18 protein-coding genes are annotated in these 24483 nt (G+C 69.8%); 1 reads left to right on the forward strand and 17 read right to left on the reverse strand.

Going from position 1 to position 24483, the window contains the following annotated elements; all coding sequences use genetic code 11:
• Positions 1–56: 56 nt before the first annotated feature.
• The 6 genes from E0500_RS03470 to E0500_RS03495 form a co-directional block, all read right to left on the reverse strand.
• Complete coding sequence (locus tag E0500_RS03470; RefSeq protein WP_131569211.1) at positions 57–1700, reverse strand: beta-N-acetylhexosaminidase; 1644 nt, start codon at positions 1698–1700, stop codon at positions 57–59.
• A gap of 2 nt (positions 1701–1702) precedes the next feature.
• Positions 1703–2566, reverse strand: coding sequence for a carbohydrate ABC transporter permease (locus tag E0500_RS03475; protein WP_131569212.1), 864 nt, complete (start codon positions 2564–2566; stop codon positions 1703–1705).
• Between the two features lie 23 nt (positions 2567–2589).
• Complete coding sequence (locus E0500_RS03480; RefSeq protein ID WP_131569214.1) at positions 2590–3507, reverse strand: carbohydrate ABC transporter permease; 918 nt, start codon at positions 3505–3507, stop codon at positions 2590–2592.
• Between the two features lie 236 nt (positions 3508–3743).
• Positions 3744–5033, reverse strand: a complete 1290-nt coding sequence (locus E0500_RS03485) for an extracellular solute-binding protein (RefSeq protein ID WP_258573103.1) — start codon at positions 5031–5033, stop codon at positions 3744–3746.
• 635 nt (positions 5034–5668) lie between these two features.
• Positions 5669–5944 (reverse strand): DUF3039 domain-containing protein, encoded by a 276-nt coding sequence (locus E0500_RS03490; RefSeq protein WP_131563141.1) that lies wholly within the window; start codon positions 5942–5944, stop codon positions 5669–5671.
• Positions 5945–5972: 28 nt separating this feature from the next.
• Complete coding sequence (locus tag E0500_RS03495; RefSeq protein WP_165934975.1) at positions 5973–6545, reverse strand: YqgE/AlgH family protein; 573 nt, start codon at positions 6543–6545, stop codon at positions 5973–5975.
• A gap of 314 nt (positions 6546–6859) precedes the next feature.
• Between E0500_RS03495 and murA the strand changes: the two genes are divergently transcribed.
• Positions 6860–8206 carry a UDP-N-acetylglucosamine 1-carboxyvinyltransferase gene (gene murA, locus E0500_RS03500; RefSeq protein WP_131563143.1) on the forward strand — a complete coding sequence of 449 codons (1347 nt, stop codon included), beginning with the start codon at positions 6860–6862 and terminating at the stop codon, positions 8204–8206.
• A gap of 226 nt (positions 8207–8432) precedes the next feature.
• Here murA and E0500_RS03505 read toward each other — a convergent pair whose 3' ends face one another.
• From E0500_RS03505 to E0500_RS03555, 11 genes are all read right to left on the reverse strand, one after another.
• On the reverse strand, positions 8433–8714 hold the full coding sequence (locus E0500_RS03505) for an HU family DNA-binding protein (RefSeq protein ID WP_007382399.1): 282 nt from the start codon (positions 8712–8714) through the stop codon (positions 8433–8435).
• A gap of 428 nt (positions 8715–9142) precedes the next feature.
• Complete coding sequence (locus E0500_RS03510; RefSeq protein WP_131563144.1) at positions 9143–10558, reverse strand: NAD-dependent malic enzyme; 1416 nt, start codon at positions 10556–10558, stop codon at positions 9143–9145.
• Between the two features lie 363 nt (positions 10559–10921).
• A complete protein-coding gene (locus E0500_RS03515) occupies positions 10922–13243 on the reverse strand; it encodes a UvrD-helicase domain-containing protein (RefSeq protein ID WP_131563145.1) in 2322 nt (773 codons plus the stop codon).
• Between the two features lie 194 nt (positions 13244–13437).
• Entirely contained in the window at positions 13438–14271 is an 834-nt protein-coding gene (locus E0500_RS03520; protein WP_131563146.1) for an anti-sigma factor, read from the reverse strand.
• Positions 14268–14843 (reverse strand): sigma-70 family RNA polymerase sigma factor, encoded by a 576-nt coding sequence (locus E0500_RS03525; protein ID WP_131563147.1) that lies wholly within the window; start codon positions 14841–14843, stop codon positions 14268–14270. Before E0500_RS03525 ends, E0500_RS03520 begins: the two co-directional genes overlap by 4 nt.
• 348 nt (positions 14844–15191) lie before the next feature.
• Positions 15192–15785: an ABATE domain-containing protein gene (locus E0500_RS03530; protein WP_131563148.1), complete on the reverse strand. Its 594-nt coding sequence runs from the start codon at positions 15783–15785 to the stop codon at positions 15192–15194.
• Between the two features lie 599 nt (positions 15786–16384).
• A complete protein-coding gene (locus E0500_RS03535; protein ID WP_131563149.1) occupies positions 16385–17539 on the reverse strand; it encodes a uroporphyrinogen-III synthase in 1155 nt (384 codons plus the stop codon).
• 183 nt (positions 17540–17722) lie between these two features.
• The gene (locus E0500_RS03540; protein ID WP_131563150.1) at positions 17723–19105 is read right to left on the reverse strand and encodes a NarK/NasA family nitrate transporter; all 1383 of its coding nucleotides are present in this window, start codon (positions 19103–19105) and stop codon (positions 17723–17725) included.
• A 196-nt stretch (positions 19106–19301) separates the two neighbouring features.
• Positions 19302–20708 carry an acyltransferase gene (locus E0500_RS03545; RefSeq protein WP_258572603.1) on the reverse strand — a complete coding sequence of 469 codons (1407 nt, stop codon included), beginning with the start codon at positions 20706–20708 and terminating at the stop codon, positions 19302–19304.
• Positions 20705–22891, reverse strand: coding sequence for a glycosyltransferase (locus E0500_RS03550; RefSeq protein ID WP_131563151.1), 2187 nt, complete (start codon positions 22889–22891; stop codon positions 20705–20707). Before E0500_RS03550 ends, E0500_RS03545 begins: the two co-directional genes overlap by 4 nt.
• Entirely contained in the window at positions 22891–23991 is a 1101-nt protein-coding gene (locus E0500_RS03555) for a hypothetical protein (RefSeq protein WP_131563152.1), read from the reverse strand. Before E0500_RS03555 ends, E0500_RS03550 begins: the two co-directional genes overlap by 1 nt.
• Positions 23992–24483: the final 492 nt, after the last annotated feature.

Raw genomic sequence — 24483 nt, forward strand, 5'->3', positions numbered from 1 at the left:
GTTGCGGGGCCGCGTTTTCCGCGTGAACGTCCCGCTTGCACGACTTCGGGGTCACCTCACACGATCGGCGGCGGCCCGTCGATCGGACGTCCGAGCACCCCGGGGCGCCGCTGCCACGGTCGCGGCCCCGCAGGTGGCCGATAAGCCACCCCCAGGGCGTCAAGTCGCCCGTAGTGCGCGGTCATCCGGTGCTCGAAGTCCGCGAAGTCCCGCTCCGCGGGGGCGGGCAGGGAGCTCCACGCGACCTCCGCGAAGGCCGCCAGGCGCGGGAACGTCTGGTAGTCCACACGCGCGGGGTCCTCCATCACCTCGGTCCACACGTTGGCCTGCGCGCCCAGCACGTGCCGCGCCTCCTCGGGCGTCAACTCCGGTGGAACCGGCTCGAAACGATAGACATCCTCCAGGGTGCGGACGTAGCCGATGGGCACCGGCTCGTCGGCGCCGTCGTGCTGCCGGTGGTCCAGATAGACCTGCTGCTCGGGGCACATGACCACGTCGTGGCCCGCGCGGGCGGCCATGATCCCGCCGTCGTAGCCGCGCCACGACGACACCGCGGCACCCGGTGCGAGGCCGCCCTGAAGGATCTCGTCCCATCCGATCAGGCGACGCCCGTGCGCGGTCAGCCAGTTGTCGAAGTGCCGGATGAACCACGACTGCAGTTCGTCCTCGTCGGCGAGCCCCAGCGCCTCGATGCGCTTCTGCGCGGCCGGCGACCGGCGCCACTGGTCCTTCGCGCACTCGTCGCCGCCGATGTGCACGAAGGAGGAGAACTTGGCCACGTCGGCCGGAAACAGGTCGAGCACTTCCTCCAGGACGCCCTCGTAGAAGCGGAGGGTGTTGTCAGTGGGGGCGAGTACGTTTTTGTTGATGCCCCAGGTGTCCCAGACCGTCAGGGAGGTCGTGTCGATGACGTCGGTGTTGCCCAGTTCCGGATACGCGGCGATGGCGGCCTGCGAGTGGCCCGGGATGTCGATCTCGGGGACGACGGCGATATGCCGCTCGGCGGCGTACGCGACGATCTCCCGGATGTCGTCCTGGGTGTAGTAACCCCCGTGCGGCTTCTCCTCCCACTGGGGCGAGGCGCGGTGACCGAATTTCGTTCGTGCCCGCCAGGATCCGATCTCGGTGAGCTTCGGGTAACGCTCGATCTGCAGACGCCATCCCTGATCGTCCGTCAAGTGGAAGTGGAAGACGTTGAGTTTGTGCGCGGCCATCAGGTCCAGGTAGCGCAGAACCCCGTCCTTGGGCATGAAGTGCCGGGCGACGTCGAGCATGAGGCCGCGCCAGCGGAAGCGGGGGGCGTCCTCGATCGTGACGTGCGGCACGACCCAGGCGCGGTCGCGGCTGAGCGGGGCCCTTCGGTACGCGTCGGGGCCGAGGAGTTGCCGCAGCGTCTGGGCCCCCCAGAAGACACCGGCCGCGCTGCCGCCCTCGATCAGGACGCCCGCCGAGTCGCTGACGAGGCGGTACTCCTCGGGGGCGAGCTCGGAGTCGATCTGGAGCCCGATGCCGTCGCCGTCGGTGTCGTCGAGCTCCCGCCCCTCGCGGAGCGGCAGGCCGGTGGCCTGCCGGAGGACGGCGCACAGCCAGTGGCCGACGCCCTCGGCCGCGGTGCCGGCGTAGAGCTGGGAGTGCGCCGTCAGTCGCACCTCGCCGGAACCGGCCACGATGCCGCGGGGCTTGGGAATCAGTTCGGTCACTGTCAGTCCTTTACCGCTCCGCCCAGTCCGGAGACCAGTCGTCGCTGTACGAGCACGAAGAAGATCAGTACCGGAATCGTCATCACCGTGGACGCCGCCATCACGCCGCCCCAGTCGGGATCGTCGGGCTTGTAGAAGACGAGAAGGGCCATCGGAAGGGTCGACTGGGACGTGTCACTGATGATGAACGACTTGGCGAACAGGAAGTCGTTCCAGGCCGAGATGAAGGAGAAGACACTCGTCGCGACCAGCCCGGGGAAGACGAGCGGGAAAAGGATCTGCCACATGAATCGCGTACGGCTCGCCCCGTCGAGGTACGCGGCCTCCTCCAGCGCCTCGGGAACGGCCTTCACAAAACCTCGGAGCATCCAGATCGCGAACGGCAGCGAGAAGGCGATGTGCGGCAGGATCAGCGCACCCAGGGTGTTGAGTTGACCGAAGTCCCGCATGACGAAGAAGAGGGGGATCGTCAGCGCCTCCACGGGCACCATCTGCGCCACCAGAAACATGATCAACAAGGTGGTGCGGAAACGGAAGCGGAATCGGGTGACAGCGGTCGCCGCGAGGAACGCGATGATCGCGGAGGCGACGACCACCGCTCCGGCCACCACCAGGCTGTTGAGGAAGTAACGGCCGAATTCCTGCTGTTCGAAGACGCGCCGGAAGGAATCCAGGGTGGGTGACAGCGTCCAGGGGCGGGGCTCGGCCGACTCGATCTCCCCCGCCGGTCTGAACGCGCTGAGCACCATCCAGTACAGCGGAAACGCCACCACCACCGCGATGACCAGCGCGGATGCCTCCGCCGCGAGCCGCCAGGGGCGCCGTACGAAACGACGGGCACTCGCCTTCGGCCGATCAGAACTCAAGGAGCTCACGGAACCCAGGGAACTCAACTCTCCTCCCCCTGTCTGCGCAGCAGCCTCAAATACACGAGCGTGATCGCCAGCAGAATGAGCAGCATGATCACGCCGATCGCCGAGCCGAGGCTGTACTCGGACGACGCGAACGCCTTCTGGTAGGCGTACACGTTCAGTACGAGGTTCTGCCCGGCGATACCGCCGCCGTTCGTCATGACGTAGATCTGTGTGAAGACCTTGAAGTCCCAGATCACCGACTGGATGGTGACGACGGTCAGGATCGGGCGGAGTATCGGCGTGAGCACCGACCGCCAGATCCGCCACTGCGAGGCACCGTCCAGCGCGGCGGCCTCCAGGACCTCGGTGGGTACGGCGCGGATGCCCGCGTACACCGTCACCATCACGAACGGGAAGGAGCACCACACCACTTCGAGCAGGACGAGGAAGAAGGCGCTGAACCGCCCGTACGTCCACGAGTGGTCTCCGAGCCCCAGCACCCCGTTGACCGGCCCGAAGTCGGGGTCGAAGAGAAACAGCCAGACCGTCGAGCCGGTGATCGCCGGGGTCGCCCACGCGCCGAGCGCGGCCAGCATCAACGCCAGCCGCGGCAGGGCGCGTACGCGCGTCAGCAGCACCGCGAGCGCGCATCCGACAACCAGCGTGGACACCACACAGGCCCCCGCGAACAGCACGGTGGCCAGCAGCACCTGCCAGAACTCCGGGTCCCCGAAGAGGGTCGTGTAGTTCCCGAAGCCCTGGAAGGTCGTGGGCTGCCCGCCGCTGACCTGCGCCTGCGTGTACTGGAGGAACGAGATGAGCCCGAGCTGGTAGATCGGGTAGACCAACAGCCCGCCGAGAACGACGAGAGCGGGCGCGAGATACAGCCAGGGCGTCCAGCCGCCACGCGACCGGGAACCACCACGGCGCCCCTCGGCCGCCCGGCCCTTCATCGACCAACCTCCCGTCGACCGGCCGCCTGCCGACCGGCCGTTTGCCGACCGGCCGCCTGCCGAGGCCCCGACGAGACCCGCCACCCCCGCGACACCACCCTGCCCACCGCCCGGCTCCGGGCCCGCGGCGGTGGGGTTCCGCACGTCGTGGTCGTCGGTGCCGACAGGGGTGCCGTGCTCGTGGCCGGTCGGCCCCGCCGCCGGGACAGCACGGTCCGTACGGTCCGCCATCGGGGTCACCCAGCGGAGCTGAACGCGTCGTTCATCTTGTTCGCCGCGTCCTTCGAGGCGGCCGCCACGTCCTTCTTGCCGCTGACGATCTCCTGGAACATCGTCGGCAGCACGAGCGAGGCGTCGATCTGGGACCAGGCCGACGAGGCGGGAACGAACTTGGTGTCCGCGGACAGCGTCTTCACGAAGGGCCCGATGTGCGGCTCCTTCCTGGCGACGTCCGCGCGCACGTCGGTGTACGTCGGCAGGAAGCCCATGGCGTCGAAGAGTTCGCCCTGCGTCTTCTTCGACGCCAGCCGCTCCATCAGGTCCACGGCGAGCGTGCGGTGCGTGGTGCTCTTCAGGACGCCGATGTTGTTGCCGCCCGCGAAGGCCGGCGCGATCGAGCCCTCCTCCACCCCCGGCAGCGGTACGACCGCGAACTTGCCCTTGACCTTGCCGGCCTCGACCGCCGCGTAGTTGAAGTCACCGCCGATCGCCATGCCCGCCTTGCCGGAGGCGAACGCGGTGACCGTGTCGTTGCCGCCCATGCCCGCGCACTTGGCGGCCGGACAGTTGTCGTCGCCGAAGAGCGAGGTGTACGCCTTGATGCCCTTCTGGGATGCCGCGCTGTCGATGCTCGACGCGTACGACCCGCCCTTGCCCTTCGCGATCTCACCCCCGTCGGCCCAGACGAACGGCATCGCGCCGAACGTGTAGGCACCGCCGACGGCGAGACCGTACAGATCCGGCCTGGCCGCGCGGATCTTGCGGGCCGTCTCGATCAACTCGGACTGTGACGTGGGGGGTTCGAGACCCAGCTCCTCGAAGACGTCCGTGCGGTAGTAGAGGGCGCGGACACCGACGAAGAAGGGCGCGCCGTAGATCTGCCCGTCGACCGTCACGGACTGCTTGGCCGTCGGGTCGGAGTCCTTGGCGTCGGCCCACTCGGTGAACTCCTCGGTGACGTCGAGGAGTCCGCCGTCCTTCACATAGCCCGCGGTGTCCGTGTTGCCGAACTCCATGAGGTCCGGAGCGCTCTTGGGGTCGTTGAACGCCGCCTTGATCCGCTGGGCGCGGGTCTCGACCGGGATGTACTCCACGGTGACCTTGACGTCGTCGTGGGCCTTCCTGAAGGCGGCGATCGTCTCGTCGACGACCTGTTCCTTCGGCTTGTTGGTGACTTCCTGGAAGAGCCAGACGCGCAGGGTGCCGGTCTTCTCGTCCTTGCCGGAGGAGGAGTTGTCGGAGGTCTGGGGCGCGCAGGCGGTGGCGGTGAGCCCCGCGATCACAAGTGCCGCCACGGGGGCGGCCATTCGGGCCGTGCGGGACGTCCGGGCGCTGCGGCCCGTTCTGACAGCGAGCTTCATGGAGCTTTCCTCCGGAGGGCGTTGCAACATGCGCAATGACGGTTTCGCTCTGTACAACACACCGGAGGTTAGGGAGTACATGAACATGCCCACAAGAGGTCTCAACCACTCTGTGACCGGCGGGGGCATTCCGCGCGACGGAGCACGGTGCGGGCGCGATGCGGGCATGCGTGACTCGCCGCACGGCGCGCGGACAGAGACGATGCGATCAACCACCGTATGGCCAACGGCACTTGTGCCACACGGTCCGGGTCGGAAACGAGCCGTTCAGAACCCCGCGACCAGCCGGTCACCCCGGTTTCGCCGCCCGCCCCTTCCTGGCGACTCCTGGCGGCTCCTGACGGCTCCATGGCGGCCGGTGCACAGCTCCCCGAACCGCGCGGCCGACACCTCGATCCGCACAGCCGGCTCCCGGCCCCACCCCCGTGACCCCCGAGGTCCGCCGCCCCACCCGCCCTCAGGTACGACAGAACCGCGGCACCCGCACCGGGGCACCGCGGCCATGCTCGCGACGGCTGTCCCGTCCGCCCTCACCCTCAGGCACGCGCCCTCCCAGGGCGAGGGCGAGGGCGGCCCGGGCTCTACTTGTCGTCGCCGCCCTCGTCCCCGGAGCCCATGGAGTCGTAGATCTCCTTGCACATCGGGCACACGGGGTACTTCTTCGGGTCGCGGCCCGGCACCCACACCTTGCCGCAGAGGGCCACGACGGGCGTGCCGTCGAGGGCGCTCGCCATGATCTTGTCCTTCTGGACATAGTGCGCGAAGCGCTCGTGGTCACCGCTGCCGTGCGACGTCTGCGGCGTCGGCTCGACGAGGGTCCCCGTACCAGTTCCGCGCTCGGGCTCAAGAGTGCTCATAGCGCAAGGGTACTGAAGCGCGGAGACATCAGTTGAGCGACGGGTCGTCCGGGTACGTCGCCACCATCGCAAGCTCGCTGCGCTGACGGCGCAGGACCGAGCGCCAGAGTCTCTCCGGGGAGGGCGAGGAGACGTCTCCGGGCTCGGACTCGACGACGTACCAGGCTCCTTCGACGAGTTCGTCCTCCAGCTGGCCGGGCCCCCAGCCCGCGTAACCTGCGAAGATCCGCAGCGAGCCGACCGCCGAGGCCAGCAGCTCCGGCGGGGCCTCCAGGTCGACCAGGCCGATCGCGCCGTGCACGCGCCGCCAGCCCAGGGGGGCGCGCTCGGCGGACGTCCCGCCGGGGATCACCGCGACGCCGAGCGCCGAGTCGAGCGAGACCGGTCCGCCCTGGAAGACGACGCCGGGCTCCCCCGTGAGGTCCGCCCAGCCCTCCAGGATGTCGCCGACGTCCACCGGGGTCGGCCGGTTGAGGACCACGCCGAGCGAGCCCTCCTCGTCGTGGTCGAGGAGGAGCACCACCGCGCGGTCGAAGTTCGGGTCCGCCAGGGCCGGCGTGGCCACGAGCAGCCGCCCTGTGAGCGAGGACACCTCGGTCATGCCAGACATGATCCCGCATCTTGCCCGTGTGCGGGGAGCCAATCTCCGCACCCGCAGGCTTGCAGTTCAGGGCGCACGGGGGCGCCCCCCGCGCACACCGCCGTCGACCGTTTCACTCGTGACGCCGTGTGCCCGACGGGGAACGGTTCGTGTTGTGGCGAATCTATGACGTCCCTGGGAGACCCTTGGGCTTACTGAAGGGGGGTAGGCGGCCATTACGCTTGCTCATCGGCTCATGCCGCTTCGGCTCCCGCACCACCGGTCTGCCGATCGCCTGCCGAGACAACTGACCGACTCCACGGAACGCGAGATTCATGACCGTCAACGGCTCTGACGACGTACTGCTTGTTCACGGCGGAACCCCGCTGGAGGGCGAGATCCGGGTCCGCGGTGCGAAGAACCTCGTACCGAAGGCCATGGTCGCGGCGCTGCTCGGCAGTGCTCCGAGCCGGCTGCGCAACGTTCCGGATATCCGCGACGTCCGTGTCGTACGCGGGTTGCTCCAGCTGCACGGGGTAACGGTCCGTCCGGGTGAGGAGCCGGGCGAACTGGTGATGGACCCGTCACACGTGGAGAGCGCGAACGTCGCCGACATCGACGCCCACGCCGGTTCGTCGCGCATCCCGATCCTGTTCTGCGGCCCGCTGCTGCACCGCCTCGGCCACGCGTTCATCCCCGGCCTCGGCGGCTGTGACATCGGCGGCCGGCCCATCGACTTCCACTTCGAGGTGCTGCGGCAGTTCGGCGCGAAGATCGAGAAGCGGGCGGACGGACAGTACCTGGAGGCGCCGCGGCGGCTGCGCGGCACCAAGATCGCGCTGCCGTACCCGTCCGTCGGCGCCACCGAGCAGGTGCTGCTGACCGCCGTCCTCGCGGAGGGTGTGACGGAGCTCTCGAACGCGGCCATAGAGCCGGAGATCGAGGACCTCATCTGCGTGCTGCAGAAGATGGGCGCCATCATCGCGATGGACACCGACCGCACGATCCGGATCACGGGCGTCGACAAGCTCGGCGGCTACACGCACCGGGCGCTCCCGGACCGCCTGGAGGCCGCCTCCTGGGCGTCCGCCGCGCTGGCGACCGAGGGCAACATCTACGTCCGCGGCGCCCAGCAGCGCTCGATGATGACCTTCCTGAACACCTACCGGAAGGTCGGCGGCGCCTTCGAGATCGACGACAACGGCATCCGCTTCTGGCACCCCGGCGGCCAGCTGAAGTCCATCGCCCTGGAGACGGACGTCCACCCCGGCTTCCAGACCGACTGGCAGCAGCCGCTGGTCGTGGCCCTCACCCAGGCCACGGGCCTGTCGATCATCCACGAGACGGTCTACGAGTCGCGGCTCGGCTTCACCTCGGCCCTGAACCAGATGGGTGCCCACATCCAGCTCTACCGCGAGTGCCTCGGCGGCTCCGACTGCCGCTTCGGCCAGCGCAACTTCCTGCACTCCGCGGTCGTCTCCGGCCCCACCAAGCTCCAGGGCGCCGACCTGGTCATCCCCGACCTCCGCGGCGGCTTCTCGTACCTGATCGCGGCCCTCGCCGCCCAGGGCACGTCCCGCGTCCACGGCATCGACCTGATCAACCGCGGCTACGAGAACTTCATGGAGAAGCTCGTGGAACTGGGCGCGAAGGTGGAGCTGCCGGGCAAGGCGCTCGGCTAGGGCGCCGCCCGCGCTGCTTCCGGCTGGGGGTCCGGGGGTTATCCCCCGGATAAGCACAGCATGGAGAAGCTCGTGGAACTGGGCGCGAAGGTGGAGCTGCCGGGCAAGGCGCTCGGCTAGCAGCCACCGTCCGTGTACGCCGAAGGGGCGGCCTCCCGAGCCGGGGGGCCGCCCCTGTGGCGTTGCTGGGCCTCGTACGCCGTCCCGTGGTGTACGAGGAGCAGGGTCACTTGCCCTTGGCGGCTTCCTTGAGCTTGGAGCCCGCGGAGACCTTCACGCTGTAGCCGGCCGGGATCTGGATGGGGTCGCCGGTCTGCGGGTTGCGCGCGGTGCGAGCGGCACGGTGGGTGCGCTCGAAGGTCAGGAAGCCAGGGATGGTGACCTTCTCGTCGCCCTTGGCGACGATCTCGCCGACGGTCTCGGCGAACGCGGCCAGCACGGCGTCGGCGTCCTTGCGGGTCACCTCGGCACGGTCGGCCAGCGCGGCCACCAGCTCACTGCGGTTCATGTTGTTACTCCCGTGTTTTCTTGCCGTTGAGGCGTGCCACGCGGCGGAGCCGCATGGTGGGCACCGAAGCCGATGCTGCCAGGATCCTCGGTGGGTCCCCGCACCCGGGTCCTTCCTCAGACCCTCGCGCCCAGGGACGCATCCTGCCTCTACCTGCGGCGGTAAAGCCAATCCGGCACCCCTGGGAGTCACACGAACACCCTTGGGAGTCACACGGAAAGCGCCACGGCATCGGCGTGGTGACGCTCCGTTCACCCCCGGCCGCGCACCGCAGGTCCCGACAGGCCTGGACCCAGCCGCCACCCTAAAGGGGACCCCGGACCCGGTGTTCCGCGACGCGCCGTGGCGGGCCGGGCCGTGGCCACTGTCACAGTGGCCACGTCGCGCCCGGCTCGGAGCACAGCTGTACGAACGGCTGTGCGGTCGGCTCAGACCGTCGCCCCGGCCGCCTTCGCCGCGTCCCGGACCGCCCCGGCCACCGCGCCGGCGACCTTGTCGTTGAAGACGCTGGGGATGATGTAGTTCGGGTTGAGCTCGTCCTCGGTGACGACGTCAGCGAGGGCGGTCGCGGCGGCCAGCATCATCTCGGTGTTGACGGTGCGGGACTGCGCGTCCAGCAGACCGCGGAAGACACCCGGGAAGACCAGCACGTTGTTGATCTGGTTCGGGAAGTCGGAACGGCCCGTGGCTACGACCCCCGCCGTCTGCCGGGCGACCGCCGGGTCGACCTCGGGGTCGGGGTTCGCGAGCGCGAACACGATGGCGTCCTCGGCCATGGCGGCCACGTCGTCGCCGTCGAGCACGTTCGGGGCGGAGACGCCGATGAAGACGTCGGCGCCGCGCACGGCCTCCTTGAGCGTGCCGGTGAGGCCCTCGGGGTTGGTGTTGTCGGCGATCCAGCGCAGCGGCGAGTCCGAGGCGGCGTTCACCAGGTCTTCGCGGTCGCTGTGGACGACACCGTGGATGTCGGCCACGACGGCGTTCTTCACGCCGGCCGCGAGGAGCAGCTTGAGGATGGCCGTGCCGGCCGCGCCGGCGCCCGACATGACGACACGGATGTCGCCGATCGACTTGCCCGCGACACGCAGTGCGTTCTTCAGGGCGGCGAGCACGACGATCGCGGTGCCGTGCTGGTCGTCGTGGAAGACGGGGATGTCGAGGGCCTCGCGCAGCCGCGCCTCGATCTCGAAGCAGCGGGGCGCGGAGATGTCCTCCAGGTTGATGCCGGCGAAGCCGGGGGCGATCGCCTTGACGATCTCGACGATGGCGTCGGTGTCCTGGGTGTCCAGGCAGATCGGCCAGGCGTCGATGCCGGCGAACCGCTTGAAGAGGGCCGCCTTGCCCTCCATGACGGGGAGGGCGGCCTTGGGGCCGATGTTCCCGAGGCCCAGCACGGCGGAGCCGTCCGTCACGACCGCAACGGAGTTGCGCTTGATGGTCAGGCGGCGCGCGTCCTCGGGGTTCTCCGCGATCGCCATGCAGACGCGGGCCACGCCCGGCGTGTAGACCATGGACAGGTCGTCACGGTTGCGGATGGGGTGCTTCGACGCCATCTCGATCTTGCCACCGAGGTGCATGAGGAACGTACGGTCGGAGACCTTGCCGAGCGTCACGCCCTCGATGCCGCGGAGCTGCTCGACGATCTCGTCGGCGTGGGCGGTGGAGGTGGCGGCGATGGTGACGTCGATGCGGAGCTTCTCGTGCCCGGAGGCGGTGACGTCGAGGCCGGTGACCGAGCCTCCGTGGGACTCGACGGCCGTGGTGAGCTGGGAGACCGCGGTTCCGCTCGCGGGCACCTCCAGCCGGACCGTCATCGAGTAGGAGACGCTGGGCGCCGTAGCCATGACCGACTTCCTCTGCTTTCAGCTGGAGCTGGGTGATGCCGTCCGATCGTCGCACCTACTACGGAGTACGTGGTAGCCGCCCTCGGATTGCGAACGTTTTGTTCGTTGATCAAGCGAGATCGAGCGAGATCAAGCCGGTTCGGGCCAACGAAAGAGGCTCACATCACCAGGCGATGTGAGCCTCTCGCACGCTCAGTGGCACCGACCCGCCATGCTCGCCTCGCGGCAAGTGGTCGCTCGAAGCGACGAAGGTTGGGCCCGGGGGCTTGGATCGAGCCGGTGCCACACCAAGGCTAACAAACAGATCCCGCAAGGCCATTCCCGTAGCAGGAGTTCATCTGTCGGCCCTGTCACGGCCCTGCCTCAGTCGCGCAGCAGATCCGGCACCCCGTGCGCGTCCGGTTCGTCCCGCTCGCCCGAGACCACGGTGAGCTGCTGGGTCGCCCGGGTGAGCGCCACGTACAGCACGCGCAGTCCCGCCGGGGACTCGTCGGCGATCTCGGCGGGCGAGACGACGACCGTGGCGTCGTACTCCAGGCCCTTGGCCTCCAGGCTGCCGAGTGCCACGACGCGGTCGCCGAGGCCGGCGAGCCAGCGGGCCGCCTCCTCGCGCCGGTTCATGGCGACGACGACGCCCACCGTGCCGTCGACACGGTCCAGCAGCCGCGCGGCCTCCTCGCGGACCGTACGGGCGAGCGACTCCCGTCCGGCCGTGCTCTGTCCCTTGTTCGTTGCCACAAAACGCGGCTCGACGCCGGTCGACCGGACGGCCGACGGGGACGGGGAGCCCGGCATCGCCAGCGCGAGCACCTTTGACGCCAGCTCGGCGATCTCGGCGGGGTTGCGGTAGTTCACGGTGAGGGTGAAGCGGCGGCGCGGGCGGGTGCCCAGGGCCTCGTCCCGTGCCTCGGCCGCCTCGTCCGGGTCGGACCAGGACGACTGGGCGGGGTCGCCGACGACCGTCCAGGTGGCGTGGCGTCCCCGCCGGCCCACCATCCGCCACTGCATGGGGGTCAGGTCCTGGGCCTCGTCGACGATGACGTGCGTGTACTCGGTCCGCTCCTGGGCCAGGCGCTCGGCGCGCTCGCGCTGCGACTCCTCGCGTACGGGCATGAGCTCGTCGAGGCCGGTGAGCTGGTCGAGGGGGTCGAGCTCGCGCTTCTTCTTCGGGCGGGCGGGCAGGCCGAGGACGGCCCGCAGTTCGTCCAGCATCGCGACGTCGTGCACCGACAGCCCGTCGCGCTTCAGTGAGCGGGCGACGCGGCGCACCTCGCCGGGGGTGAGGATCCGGCGGGCCCAGCGCGCCAGCCGCCGCTCGTCGGCCATGGCGTCCAGCACCCGGCGCGGGGTCAGCTCGGGCCACCAGGCGTCGAGGAAGGCGACGAAGTCGTCCTCACCCGTGATGTCCTCGTCGAACGACGACCGCAGCTCGGCGGCGAGCTCGGGGTCGGTGTGGCGGGTCGCCGCTCCGGACCGCGCCCACAGGGCGTCCAGGAGCAGTCGGCGGGCGCGCGGGCGCAGCAGGTTGACGGGGGCGGTCCCGCTGAGCGCGGTGCGCCGGATCGCCTCCAGCTCGCCGGCCTCCAGTTCGAGCCGCCGCCCGAAGGCGACGACGCGCAGCCGGCCCGGCGGATCGTTCAGCTCCAGGGCGCCCCGCGCCGCCTTCCGCAGCACCTTCAGCATGCGGTACGAGCCCTTGGCGCGGGCCACGGACGGCGCGTCGTACAGCGTGGCCTCGGCGCCGTCGACCAGGGACCCGATCGCGCGGATGGCGACCTGTCCCTCCTCGCCGAGCGAGGGCAGCACGCCCTCCGTGTAGGCGACGAGCAGCGGGGTCGGCGAGACGATCAGGATGCCGCCCGCGTACCGGCGCCGGTCCTGGTACAGCAGGTACGCGGCCCGGTGCAGTGCGACGGCCGTCTTCCCGGTGCCCGGCCCGCCCTCGACGTACGTCACCGAGGCGGCGGGCGCGCGGATGACGAGGTCCTGCTCCGCCTGGATGGAGGAGACGATGTCCCGCATGGTGTGGCTGCGCGCCTGCCCCAGGGCGGCCATCAGCGCGCCGTCGCCGATCACGGCCAGCTCGTGCCCGTCCAGGCGGGCCTTGAGCTCGGGCCGCATCAGGTCGTCCTCGACGCCGAGCACTCGGCGCCCCTTGGAACGGATCACGCGACGCCGTACGACCCGTCCGGGATCGACGGGAGTGGACCGGTAGAAGGGAGCGGCCGCGGGCGCCCGCCAGTCGATGACCAACGGGGCGTACTCCTCGTCCAGCACTCCGATGCGCCCGATGTGCAGGGTCTCGGCGATGTCGGCCGTACCGTCCTCGCGCACCGCGCCCTCGGCGGGTTCCACGGCTGTGTAGGCGCCGTCCGGGCCCTTCTCGCCGTCCTTGCCGAGCAGCAGGTCGATCCGCCCGAAGAGGAAGTCCTCGTACTCGTTGTGGAGCCGGTTCAGGTGGACACCGGCCCGGAAGACCTGGGCGTCCCGCTCGGCGAGCGCACCGGGCGTGCCGACGTGGCCGCGCTTGGCCGCGTCGTTCATCAGGAACTCCGCCTCGTGGATCTTCTCGTCAAGGCGCCGGTACACCTGGTCCAGGTGTTCCTGTTCGACGCTGATCTCGCGCTCACGGACGGAGTCGTGAACCGAGCCGAGCGCGGTTTCCTGTTGAACCTGAGCGGCCACCGGGCCCCCTTCTGACGTGCTGGGCAGCCGTCAACCGTACGCGAAGGGGACCCCGGGACGCCATGCGCCCGCCCGGGGTGTGTTCACGGCCCCGCCGCAGAACCACCACGAGCTCTGCGACCGGGGCCCTTCAGATTCCCGCACGTCCTGCACATCGACCCGCGTATCGACCTGCACAGTGACTACGTATCGACCTACATGTTGACCTTGACGAGCTTCTTGCCCTCGAAGGTCATGACCTCGAAGTAGTCGATCTCGTTCGCGTCCATGGCCAGGCCGCCGTGCGTGTACAGCGGCTCCTTGGCCGCGGGGTCCGTGGCGTTCTTGATGCCGTAGCCCCGTGGCGGAACCGCCCAGGTGGTCGCCGTCTCTCGCTCGCCGTTCTTGCCGACCGCGATCAGGGAGCACTTCTCCGGCCCCTTGACGTTCGACAGCTCCAGGACTGCGTGGGTGCCCCATGCCTTGGGCTCCGTGGCAATCGTGGCGCTGACGTCGGTGGACTTGTCGGTGCCCGTGACCTTGTCGGTCATGACCTCGAAGGCGTCCTTGGCGGGGCTGGCACTCTTGGTGTGCCCTTCGGCCTGGACGGTGCCGGACGAGTCGTCGCCGCTCGTGGTCGCGAAGACGGCGGTCGGACCGGCGACGATCGCCGCGATACCGGCCGCCAGCGCGAAGAAGTTCCGCCGGCTCCTCTTGGCCCGGTGCTCGACGACCTCGCCGACGAGCCGGTCCGCGAGCTGCGGGCTGGGCTTCGCCGCCAACGACTCTCCGATACCGGGACTGCCCTGCGCCCCGGGCAGGTCCGCGAGCGCGGCCAGCATCGGTTCCATTCCGGCCAGCTCGTCGAGTTGCTGGGCGCACCAGTCGCACGTGGCGAGATGCGCCTCGAACTGGGTCGCCTCGGCGTCCTCCAGGATTCCGAGGGCGTACGCGCCCACGGTTTCGTGGATGTCACCGGGTCCCCCCTGTGGGGCCCCTCCAACGGGACCGGAGCCCCCGGTTCCGTAACCCCCGTAGACATTCGTCATGCCGTCACCCCGCGCTCCTCCAGAGCCAGCTTCATCGACCGCAGGGCGTAGAACACCCGTGAGCGCACCGTTCCACTGGGGATGCCGAGCGTTTCGGCCGCCTCATTGACCGTACGCCCTTTGAAGTACGTCTCGACCAGGACCTCCCTGTGAGCAGGGGTCAGGTCGTCCAGCGCATCCGAGAGTGTCATCAGCCACAACGCCTTGTCGATCTCGTCCTCCGCGGGTATGACCTCCAGCGGCGACGGGTCGACCTCCTGCGGCCGGGCCTGCCGGCTGCGGTGGCCGTCGATGACGATGCGGCGTGCGACCGTCACCAGCCAGGGGCGTACCGAACCGGTCGCTCGATTGAGCTGACCGGCATTCTTCCAGGCACGGATGAGCGTCTCCTGCACGACGTCCTCGGCGCGCTGCCGGTCGCCTGCGACCAGCCGCAGCACATACGCGAGCAATGGTCCCGCGTGTTCGCGGTAAAGCGCGCGCATCAGCTCCTCGTCAGGCTCCGAGGACTGTGACGCGCGATGTCGTGCCCTGTGCGGGCGTTCATCAGCCACAGCGGAATCCTTGCGCACGGTTACCTCCGGTGTCCGGGGGTTCCCCCAGTCGGTCGCTCATCACGAGTTACGTAGGTAACCAGGACTGTGTTCAACGCGGGGCCACAACTTTGCTGATCCGGGGGTGACTTGGGGCGCGGCGAGGGGACAAGAGCCCTAATTCCGGAGCAATCGCGGTACAGGTTGGCGGGAATTGTGAAGAGATGAATCCATGCTGTGAAACTCGACACGTTTAGCTCTTCACAGGACCACGAGCGGGCCCCAACTGACACGAGCCACAAGGAAGTTGACAACCAGTGAGAAGGGCTGGCAGTAAGGGATGAACAGGGGCAAGCCCCGCAGTGCGGCAGCGTCGCCGGACAGCCCCTACGCCCGGGCCAACGCCGCCCGCCTCCGGTGCCGGGCCACCCGTTCACGGTTGCCGCACGTCTCACTGGAGCACCACCGGCGCCGACGCCCACGGGATGTGTCGACGTACACGATGCGGCAGTTGTCCCCGGCGCACTGCCGAAGGCTCGCGCACGCCACCGGATCGGTGAGCAACTCCACGGCGTCCCGGGCGACCACCGCGAGCAGCGCCGCGCGACCGGGGGCGCCGTCGAGCGACCTGACGAGCGTCCCGTCCGCCGTCCGTACGGCCCGGGGGGCGGGGGTCGCCGCCCGCGCGAACGTGTTGATCCGGGCGAGCGCGAGCTCGAAGAAACGCGGGTCGAGGCCGGGTTCCCACCGCACCGTCTGCCCTATGTGGTCCCGCAGTTCACGGAAGTCCACGAGCCAGGACACGTCGGTACCCACCAGTTGGGTCCCCGGCGGCACGCAGCCCGCCCCCGCGATCCATGCCCGCAGCCGCTCCACCGAGTGCAGCTGCTCCTCGGGGTGCGTGGTCGCGAGGAGATCCAGGCAGAGCCGTCCACAGTCGAAACGCGGCTCGTACGAGGCTGTGGCCGTACCCAATGCCATGTGCCTGTCACCGCCTTGGAGTCGGCGAAACCGAACGCCGTGCGAGGGGTTCGTACCCTCCACAGTCCGGGCCGACTCCCCCCGGGGGTTGACCGGGTGCGATCTCGTCTGCCGGGTTTCTGTCCGTGGGCGGCTGCGGGTTCGTGGTGGCTGGTCGCGCCCACGCGGCGGAGCCGCATATCCAACACAGCCCCGCGCCCCTTGAAAGCGCGGGCGCGCCCGTCGCCGCAACGCACCGCAAGCCCCGTACTCATCGCCGCAACGCACCGCAAGCCCCGTACTCATCGCTGCAACGCACCGCAAGCCCCGTACTCATCGCTGCAACGCACCACGAGCCCCGTACTCATCGCCGCACCGAAAGCGACGTGGGCGGCGCCCGCCCCGACGCGCCCGGCGGCCGCGTACGGACGTAAGGGGGTGTGCCGGGAGGTGTCCGCCCGCAGCGGCCGGCGTCCGCCGCCGAGAACATCGCACCCCACAGAACCGCCGGACCGAGGACGGAGACCTTCCGGCGCGCCCCCGACCCACGAACAACCGCGTAGGCGGCCAAGCCACGACGGCGGGAAAGCCGACTCCCACCAAGACCAAGACGCCGCCGATCAGGCGTCCGCGTACTTCGAGTCCGTGGCCGGGTCCAGTGCCAGCCGGTACCCGCGCTTGACCACGGTCTGGATCAGCTTCGGGGTACCCAGCGCCGTCCGCAGCCGCGCCATGGCCGTCTCCACGGCGTGCTCGTCCCGCCCGGCCCCGGGCAGCGCACGCAGCAGCTCCGCCCGGCCGACCACCCACCCCGGCCGCCGGCACAGCGCCCGCAGCAGGGACATCCCGGCAGGCGGCACAGGACGGAGGACCCCGTCCACCATCACCGCATGGCCCCGGATCTCCACGCGATGCCCGGCGACGGGCAGCGCACGAGCACGCCCGGGCAGCTCCTGGCACAGCAACTGCACCAACGGCCCCAGCCGAAACCGCTGGGGCTGGACCGTGTCCACGCCCCGCGCCTGCAACGGCAGCGCGGTGACCGGCCCCACACACGCGGGCAGCACGTCATGGTTCAACGCGGCGAGCAGTTCGGACAGCAACCCCCGCTCCTCCGCCCGCGACAACAGCGACGCCGCCGCAGGGGCACTGGTGAACGTCAGCGCGTCCAGGCCACGGCCGACCGTCGCGTCCAGCAGACGGTCGACGGGACCGATGTCCTCCGGCGGCATCCAGCGGTAGACGGGCACGCCCACCACCTCCGCTCCCCCGGCCCGCAACGCCTCCACGAACCCCGGCAGCGGCTCGCCGTGCAACTGCACGGCGATACGGCGCCCGTCGACGCCCTCCTCCAGCAGCCGGTCGAGCACCTCGGCCATGGACTCCGAGGACGGCGACCACTCCTCGGTCAGCCCGGCGGCCCGGATCGCGCCCTTCACCTTGGGCCCGCGCGCGAGCAGTTCCACCTCGCGCAGCCGGGCCAGCAGATCCTCACCGAGTCCCCAGCCGTCGGCGGCCTCGATCCAGCCACGGAAGCCGATGGCGGTGGCGGCCACCACGACGTCAGGGGCCTGGTCGAGCAGTTCCTTGGTCGCGGCGAGCAGCTCGCTGTCGTCGGCGAGCGGCACGATGCGCAGCGCCGGCGCATGGAGGACGGACGCGCCGCGCCGCTGGAGCAGGGCTCCGAGCTCGTCGGCCCGTCGCGCGGCCGTCACGCCCACGGTGAACCCGGCGAGGGGCCCGTGGTCTGCTGGTCGCTGCTGTTCGTCGTCCATGTCTCGTCCCGCAGTCGAGTCGTTGCAGCACTGGTGCAGCACTTACGTGCCGAACGAGCCTGTCAACGGCGCATGACAGACTCGGTTCGGCTTCATGTCGGCGGTGTTACCGATACCGCCTCGCGCAAAGACACCGGGACACCGGAGAGATACCGGATGGATACCGGATGCGCGTAACCGTCATCACACCTCCGCGTAGCTGAGCCGCGGCTTCGCCTCGGTCGCGGCCGCGGTCTCGGCCTTGGCGCCCGCCGGGCGGCGAAGGTATACGGCCCAGGTGACCACGAAGCAGACCCCGTAGAAGGCGAGGAAGGAGACGAAGGCACCGGTACCCGTTCCGACGGTGAGGAAGGACTGGCGGAACGCGAGGTTGATGCCGAGGCCGCCGAGCGCGCCCACCGCTCCGATGATGCCCATGGACGCCCCGGACAGCCGGCGCCCGTACGCGGCCGCCTCCTCGCCCTGGAGCCCCTTGGCGAGGGCCTTGGCCTGGAAGATGCCCGGGATCATCTTGAAGGTCGAGCCGTTGCCGAGTCCGCTGAGCACGAAGAGCGCGATGAACGCGGTGGTGAACAGCGGCAGCGACTTCTGCATGGACGCGATGACGATGACCCCGGTGGCCGCGGCCATGGCGACGTAGTTCCACAGGGTGATCCGCGCGCCGCCGTAGCGGTCGGCGAGCGCGCCGCCCACGGGCCGGATCAGCGAGCCCAGCAGCGGGCCGATGAAGGTGACGTAGGCGGCCTGCAGCGGCGTACGGCCGAACTGGGTCTGCAGGACCAGGCCGAAGGCGAAGCTGTAGCCGATGAAGGAGCCGAAGGTGCCGATGTAGAGGAAGGACATGATCCAGGTGTGGGCGTCCTTGACGGACTCCTTGGCGGCACCGGTGTCGTTCTTCAGCGACGCGATGTTGTCCATCCTGAGGGCGGCGAGGACGGCGGCGACGACGATGAACGGGATGTAGATCCCGAGCAGCACCCGCGGACCGCCGCCGGCACCGATCACGGCGAGGCCGACGAGCTGTACGACCGGCACGCCGATGTTGCCGCCGCCGGCGTTGAGGCCGAGCGCCCAGCCCTTCTTGCGGAGCGGGAAGAAGGCGTTGATGTTGGTCATGCTGGAGGCGAAGTTGCCACCGCCGATACCGGCGAGCATGGCGCACACCAGGAACGTGGTGAACGAGGTCCCCGGCTCCATCACGACGAACGCGGCGACGGTCGGCACGAGCAGCAGGCTCGCGGAGACGATCGTCCAGTTCCGCCCGCCGAAGAGGGCGACCGCGAAGGTGTAGGGGACACGCACGACGGCGCCGACCAGCGTGGCCATGGACACGATGAAGAACTTGTCGGCCGGGGTGAGCCCGTACTCGGGGCCCATGAAGAGCACCATCACCGACCACACGGTCCAGATGGAGAACCCGATGTGCTCGGACAGCACGGAGAAGAGCAGGTTGCGGCGGGCGACCTTCTCGCCGGTCTCGTTCCAGAAGGCCTCGTCCTCCGGATCCCAGTGCTCGATCCAGCGGCCTCCCTTACTGGATGCGGGGGCTGTGTTCGGGGGTGTCATGACGCCTCCACTGGGCTCCGGTGCTCAGATCCGTACTGGTGCTCAGATCCGTATGGGGGGTGCTGAGGGGTGATGAGTCCCGAAGGTAGGGAGGGCGCGTTTCCTGCCTGTGGCACCGAGTGACCGGAAAGGAACTTTGCTCTCACGAGGACGCGGACCCGTCGGTGAGGACGGGCCCGCGCGGGTCTGTGTCGAATCAGGCCTTTCGCCTGCTCCCCCCACGCTTCGCGCCGTTCGGCCACAGTCTGGGGCTCCGCTTGGCGGCGATGTCCTCGATCCAGCCCAGTGCCACGACCGCCAGCCCGATCAGCGGCCACACCAGCACGAACATCCAGATCGGGTTCGTCGCGTCGAGTACCGCGGTCGCGCTGTCGCTCTGCGTGAACGGGAGGTCGTAGAGCAGGTCGAGGAGCGGGACCGTCGCCATGATCAGGAGGTTGTGCCAGAGGTAGATGGTGACGGCACGGTTGTTCGAGAGGGTGACCAGCTTGTCCCAGCGTGCCAGCCTGCCGGGCAGTTCCTGCCAGGACGGGGAGTACTGGAGGAGGATGACGACGAAACCGAACGACCACGTGGCCTGCGCCAGCGGGATGTCGTTCAGGTCCCAGCCTTCCGGGCCCAGATGGCCCGATGCCCACCACAGGCCGAAGGTCATGATCAGAGCGGAGCAGGAGACCGCCATGTAGCGGGGGATCTTCGCGAGGAAACCCTCGTGGTGGGCGATGCCCAGGACCCAGCAGCTGCCGTAGACCGCGAAGTCGGTCACGGCGTTGCCCGTCTCACCGGGGATCGTGACCAGGCCCGTGCCCACGACCCCCGTCAGGGCGAGCGGGGCCAGGAGCGTCACCCACGGCACCCTGCGGAACGCCCACAGCAGCAGCGGGGACGCGACCACGAACCACAGATACGCGCGCAGGTACCACAGCACACCCACCGCCTGATCCGCCCAGGTGTCCTCCAGCAGGCCGGACTCGGAGCCAATGCTCAAGGGGTAGGGCGGGGCGCCGATGGGGATGAGGTAGTTGACCAGCTCCACCCAGCCCCACGTGGGACCGTCGGACGACTTCCCCGGATCCCAGCCGCCCACGAACAGCAGCGTCAGCGCCACCGCGCTGAACGCCCAGAGCGGTGGGAGGAGCCGGCGGACCCTGCCCCGGATCACGCCCCACGCGGGGCGGTTCAGCGAGCGCGCCATCAGCGAGCCCGCCAGCGCGAACATCACGCCCATGGAGGGGAACAGGACGGTCAGCCACGCCCAGCCGAAGAGGTGGTACACCACGACGCGGACCAGGGCGATGGAACGGAGCAGATCGAGGTAACGGTCGCGGCCGGGCTTCTTCGGCTTCGCGGCAGGCTCGGCCTCCGGCTGCTTGACGTGCACCTCGGGCTCGGCCTCCGACTGCTTCACGTCGGGCTCGGGCTCGGGCTCCAACTGCTTCGCCTCAGGAGCCCGCCCCTCCGGTGCCGGCGCCTCGTCCGCACGCTGCTGCGGCACGCCGTACGTCTCCTCGTACGCGGCCCAGTACGGGTTCTCGGCGCCGGCGGACCTCTGGTCTGCAGACCTCTGGTCGGTGGAGCTCTGGTCCTGGTATCCCTGCGTCATCCCACCGGCCTCCGCTCACTCTCGCCGCGCACCCGCTGCCCGGGCATGCCCGCGGGGGGTGCCCCGACCACGCCCGTGCGTCGCAGTTTCTGCCAGCGCAGGCGGCCTCCGGTGAGGGCGGTGATCCAGGACTGGAGCAGGACGACGTACATCAGCTGCCGGTAGAGGATCTGCTGGAGCGGGAGCGAGACGAGATGAGTCATGCGTTCCCGGTCGAGGCGGAAGGCGTAGGCGGCACAGACCGCCTGGACGGCGAGGACGCCCAGCCAGGCCCCGATGGTCTTCTCGGTCGGGCCGAAGACGAGGCCGTAGAGGAGGAAGACATCGATCAGTGGTGCCAGCAGCGGCGCCACGACCATGAACAGCGACACCAGCGGCAGACCGACGCGGCCGAAGCGGCCCGACGCGCCCTTCTCGATGATCGCGCGGCGGTGCTTCCAGATCGCCTGCATCGTGCCGTACGACCAGCGGTAGCGCTGTGACCACAGCTGCTGGACCGTCTCGGGTGCCTCGGTCCAGGCGCGGGCGTCCTCCGCGTACACCACGCGCCAGCCGTCGCGGTGCATCGCCATGGTGATGTCGGTGTCCTCGGCGAGCGTGTCGTCGCTCATGCCGCCGACCCGTTCGAGGGCCGAGCGGCGGAAGGCGCCGACCGCGCCGGGGATCGTCGGCATGCAGCGCAGGATGTCGTACATACGGCGGTCGAGGTTGAAGCCCATCACGTACTCGATGTGCTGCCAGGCGCCGATCAGCGAGTCCTTGTTGCCGACCTTCGCGTTGCCCGCGACCGCGCCGACGCGCGGGTCGGCGAAGGGCTGGACGAGCTCGCGGACGGTGGACGGTTCGAAGACCGTGTCGCCGTCCATCATCACGATCAGGTCGTAACGGGCGTTCCGCAGACCGCGGTTGAGGGCGGCCGGCTTGCCCGCGTTGTGCTGGCGGACGACGCGTACGCCCGGCAGGCGCATGTTCTCGACGATGCGGGCCGTGCCGTCGCTGGAGCCGTCGTCGATGACGATGACCTCGATGGGATGCTCGCTCGCCATCAGCGAGTTCACCGTGTTCTCTATGCACTTGGCCTCGTTGTACGCGGGCACCAGCACCGAGACCGGTTCGGTGACCGGGGCGGCCGGGCCCCAGCGGAAGTTCTTCCTGCGGACGCGGCGGGCGTGCACGCCGGACAGCAGGAGCATCAGTCCGAAGCGGGTGAAGACGAGGACGCCGATGACGGCGAGGCCGACCACGAGCCCCGAGGTGATGTTCTCGGACGCCTGGACGAGGAAGATCCACGCCTCGCCCTTGACCACGTCGAGCCCGTGCACCTCGGTGTGCGCGCTGGGCACGCCGAGGGCCTCGCTGAGGTTGTCGAGCTCGTAGCCCCGCTCCTTGAGCATGGGGATGAACTTGTCGAGCGCCGCGACCGTCTGGGAGCGGTCGCCGCCGGAGTCGTGCATCAGGACGATGGCGCCCTTGCCGTCCTCGGGCATGGAGCGGCGGATGATCTCGTCGACGCCCGGGCGCTGCCAGTCCTCGCTGTCGGTGTTGTTGACGACGGTGATGTAGCCGCGGGAGCCGATGTACTCCGTGACCGGCCAGGAGTTGTTGTCCATGGCGTCGGCGAAGGACGAGTACGGGGGCCGGAACAGCGAGGTGCGGATGCCGGCCGCGCCCGCGAGCGCGAGCTGGTTCTGGGACAGCTCCCAGTCGATGCGCTCCTTGGACTGGTACGACAGGTCGGGGTGGTTGAAGGTGTGCAGGCCCACCTCGTGGCCCTCGTCGACCATGCGCTGGACGAGGTCCGGGTGGCGGGAGGCCATGGTGCCGGTGACGAAGAAGACGGCGTGTGCCTGGTTCTTCTTCAGCACGTCGAGCACCTTGGGCGTCCACGTGGGGTCCGGGCCGTCGTCGAAGGTGAGGACGAGCCGCTTGTCGTCCACCTTCAGGCCTTGGGCCCGGCCACTGCGGGTGTCGATGACCGGGCCACCTTCAAGGATCTTCTCGGGCACCTTGTCGGAGGAGACCGGAGGGCGGACCCGGTGGTCGGCGAGGATCTCGCTGTGCACATAGCCGCGCAGCATCAGCATCGCCATCAGCGCGGTGAGGAGGAGCACGGGAAGCAGGTAGCGCAGGGGCAGCCGACGGCGGGTGCGCGGGGCCGGGCCGTGGCGGTTGGTGCGTGCCATCAGGCGATGTTCTCCGGGTACTCCGGGGACAAGGAACTGGGTGCGGCGCCGGACGCGACGGGGCCGGGGCCAGGGGCGCCTCCGGCGACGGGACCGGAGCCGGCGTCCGTGCCCGTGCCGCCGCTGGTGTCCGTGGAATCCGTGGGCGCGGGTGACGGGTCGGACGGGGTGCTGGGGTCCGGCGGGTCGGGCAACGAGGGCGGCTCGCCGGTTTCCGGGGCCTCCGGTGAGGGGTCGCCGGCGGGCTCGTTCGGGCTGGTCGAAGGCCGCGGACCGGTGCTCGCGCCCGGGGCGGGGGCCTCCCCCGAGGGGTCGGCCGAGGCGCCGGAGCCCGGCGGCGGCGTGACGTCGGCCGTGGGCGACGTGCCCGCGCTCGGCGAACCGCTCGGTGTCTGTGACGGGTCGGCCGGGTCGGCCGGCAGCGGGGACGTGTCGACCTGTTTCGCGGGCTCGTCGTCCTGCTGGCCGAGGCCCGGCATCCAGGGCGCGTCGGAGTTGCCCGACATGAGCGTGACGCCCATGACGACGGCGTAGACCGCGCAGACGAGGCCGACGACTATGCCCATGCGGCGCAGCCTGCTACGACGGCGGCCGGTCTCGTCCACGAACACCGGGCCGTCCGAGTCCTGCCCGGCGGGCGCGTCCTTGGCCTGCTGGACCAGCCAGTCCTCCAGCTCCCGCCCCACACCGTCGAGTTGGACGGTCACCTCGTGGGGGTCGTGAGTGTGGCCGGGCTCGTCGGACTGCTCCCAGGCCCGCGACGGGTCCGTGACCGGCCCGGGCGCCGGCTCCGGGTTGCCCGGCACTTGGTCGATCGGCACCTGGTCGATCGGCACTTGGTCGATCGGCCGGGTGTCCGGGGCCTGGTTGCTCGGGCGGCTGTCCGAGGCATGCCGGGGCCGCTGAGTGCCCGGGACCTGCCCGAACCCTTGCGTGTCCGGGGCCTGCTCGAACTTCTGCGTGCCCGGGACCTGCTCGAATCTCTGCGTGCCCGGGGCCTGCCCGGCCTCCGGGTCGGTGAACCGGGCCATACCTGGCTCGCTGAACTGACGGGTCTCGGCTGCCGCGTCGTACCGCGACGGCTTCTCGGCGCGTCCCATGCCGCCTTCCGTGTCGTACTCCGTTGACTCGCGTGAATGACGCGATGTGAAGTACGAGAATCCGGTGGGCGGCGACTCACCGCCGTTCTCCGCGCCTTGACCGGATGCCAACGATTCCGGCGACTCCGCCGACGACGCCGACGACGCGGACGGCTGTCTCGGGACGCGGACGTGTTGCGTCCCCGCCCATGACATGGTCCGGCCGACCGCGTCCGGCCAGTCGGCCTGCCGGCCGCTCTGGTGTCGGTCGCCGCGATCACCGTTCGCGTCCCGTCCCGACAGCCCCGTTCCGGTTCCTGTTCCGGTTGCGCTTCTGCTTGCGCCCTCGCCCGGGATACCGGTGTTCCGCCGGTCCGGTTGGGCGTCTTTCCGCCAGTCGTCCACTCGCACGCAGATCCCCCCAAGGGACACTTTCGGGCGCGCGAACGATCCGGGCACTTCGCACTTTCTTGTCCGGACCGGGCCCCCACCCGATCCGGGCGCCCCCCTATC

The sequence above is a fragment of the Streptomyces sp. KM273126 genome (assembly GCF_004337435.2).
GTDB lineage: Bacteria > Actinomycetota > Actinomycetes > Streptomycetales > Streptomycetaceae > Streptomyces > Streptomyces acidicola.

Coding starts and splice junctions, on each gene's coding strand:
- E0500_RS03540 (WP_131563150.1), bottom strand. CDS start 19,105: ATGACACCCCCGAACACAGCCCCCGCATCCAGTAAGGGAGGCCGCTGG.
- E0500_RS03510 (WP_131563144.1), bottom strand. CDS start 10,558: ATGGCTACGGCGCCCAGCGTCTCCTACTCGATGACGGTCCGGCTGGAG.
- E0500_RS03480 (WP_131569214.1), bottom strand. CDS start 3,507: ATGAAGGGCCGGGCGGCCGAGGGGCGCCGTGGTGGTTCCCGGTCGCGT.
- E0500_RS03495 (WP_165934975.1), bottom strand. CDS start 6,545: ATGACCGAGGTGTCCTCGCTCACAGGGCGGCTGCTCGTGGCCACGCCG.
- E0500_RS03550 (WP_131563151.1), bottom strand. CDS start 22,891: ATGGCACGCACCAACCGCCACGGCCCGGCCCCGCGCACCCGCCGTCGG.
- E0500_RS03490 (WP_131563141.1), bottom strand. CDS start 5,944: ATGAGCACTCTTGAGCCCGAGCGCGGAACTGGTACGGGGACCCTCGTC.
- E0500_RS03545 (WP_258572603.1), bottom strand. CDS start 20,708: ATGACGCAGGGATACCAGGACCAGAGCTCCACCGACCAGAGGTCTGCA.
- E0500_RS03535 (WP_131563149.1), bottom strand. CDS start 17,539: ATGGACGACGAACAGCAGCGACCAGCAGACCACGGGCCCCTCGCCGGG.
- E0500_RS03555 (WP_131563152.1), bottom strand. CDS start 23,991: ATGGGACGCGCCGAGAAGCCGTCGCGGTACGACGCGGCAGCCGAGACC.
- E0500_RS03530 (WP_131563148.1), bottom strand. CDS start 15,785: ATGGCATTGGGTACGGCCACAGCCTCGTACGAGCCGCGTTTCGACTGT.
- E0500_RS03520 (WP_131563146.1), bottom strand. CDS start 14,271: ATGACGAATGTCTACGGGGGTTACGGAACCGGGGGCTCCGGTCCCGTT.
- E0500_RS03485 (WP_258573103.1), bottom strand. CDS start 5,033: ATGGCCGCCCCCGTGGCGGCACTTGTGATCGCGGGGCTCACCGCCACC.
- E0500_RS03505 (WP_007382399.1), bottom strand. CDS start 8,714: ATGAACCGCAGTGAGCTGGTGGCCGCGCTGGCCGACCGTGCCGAGGTG.
- murA (WP_131563143.1), top strand. CDS start 6,860: ATGACCGTCAACGGCTCTGACGACGTACTGCTTGTTCACGGCGGAACC.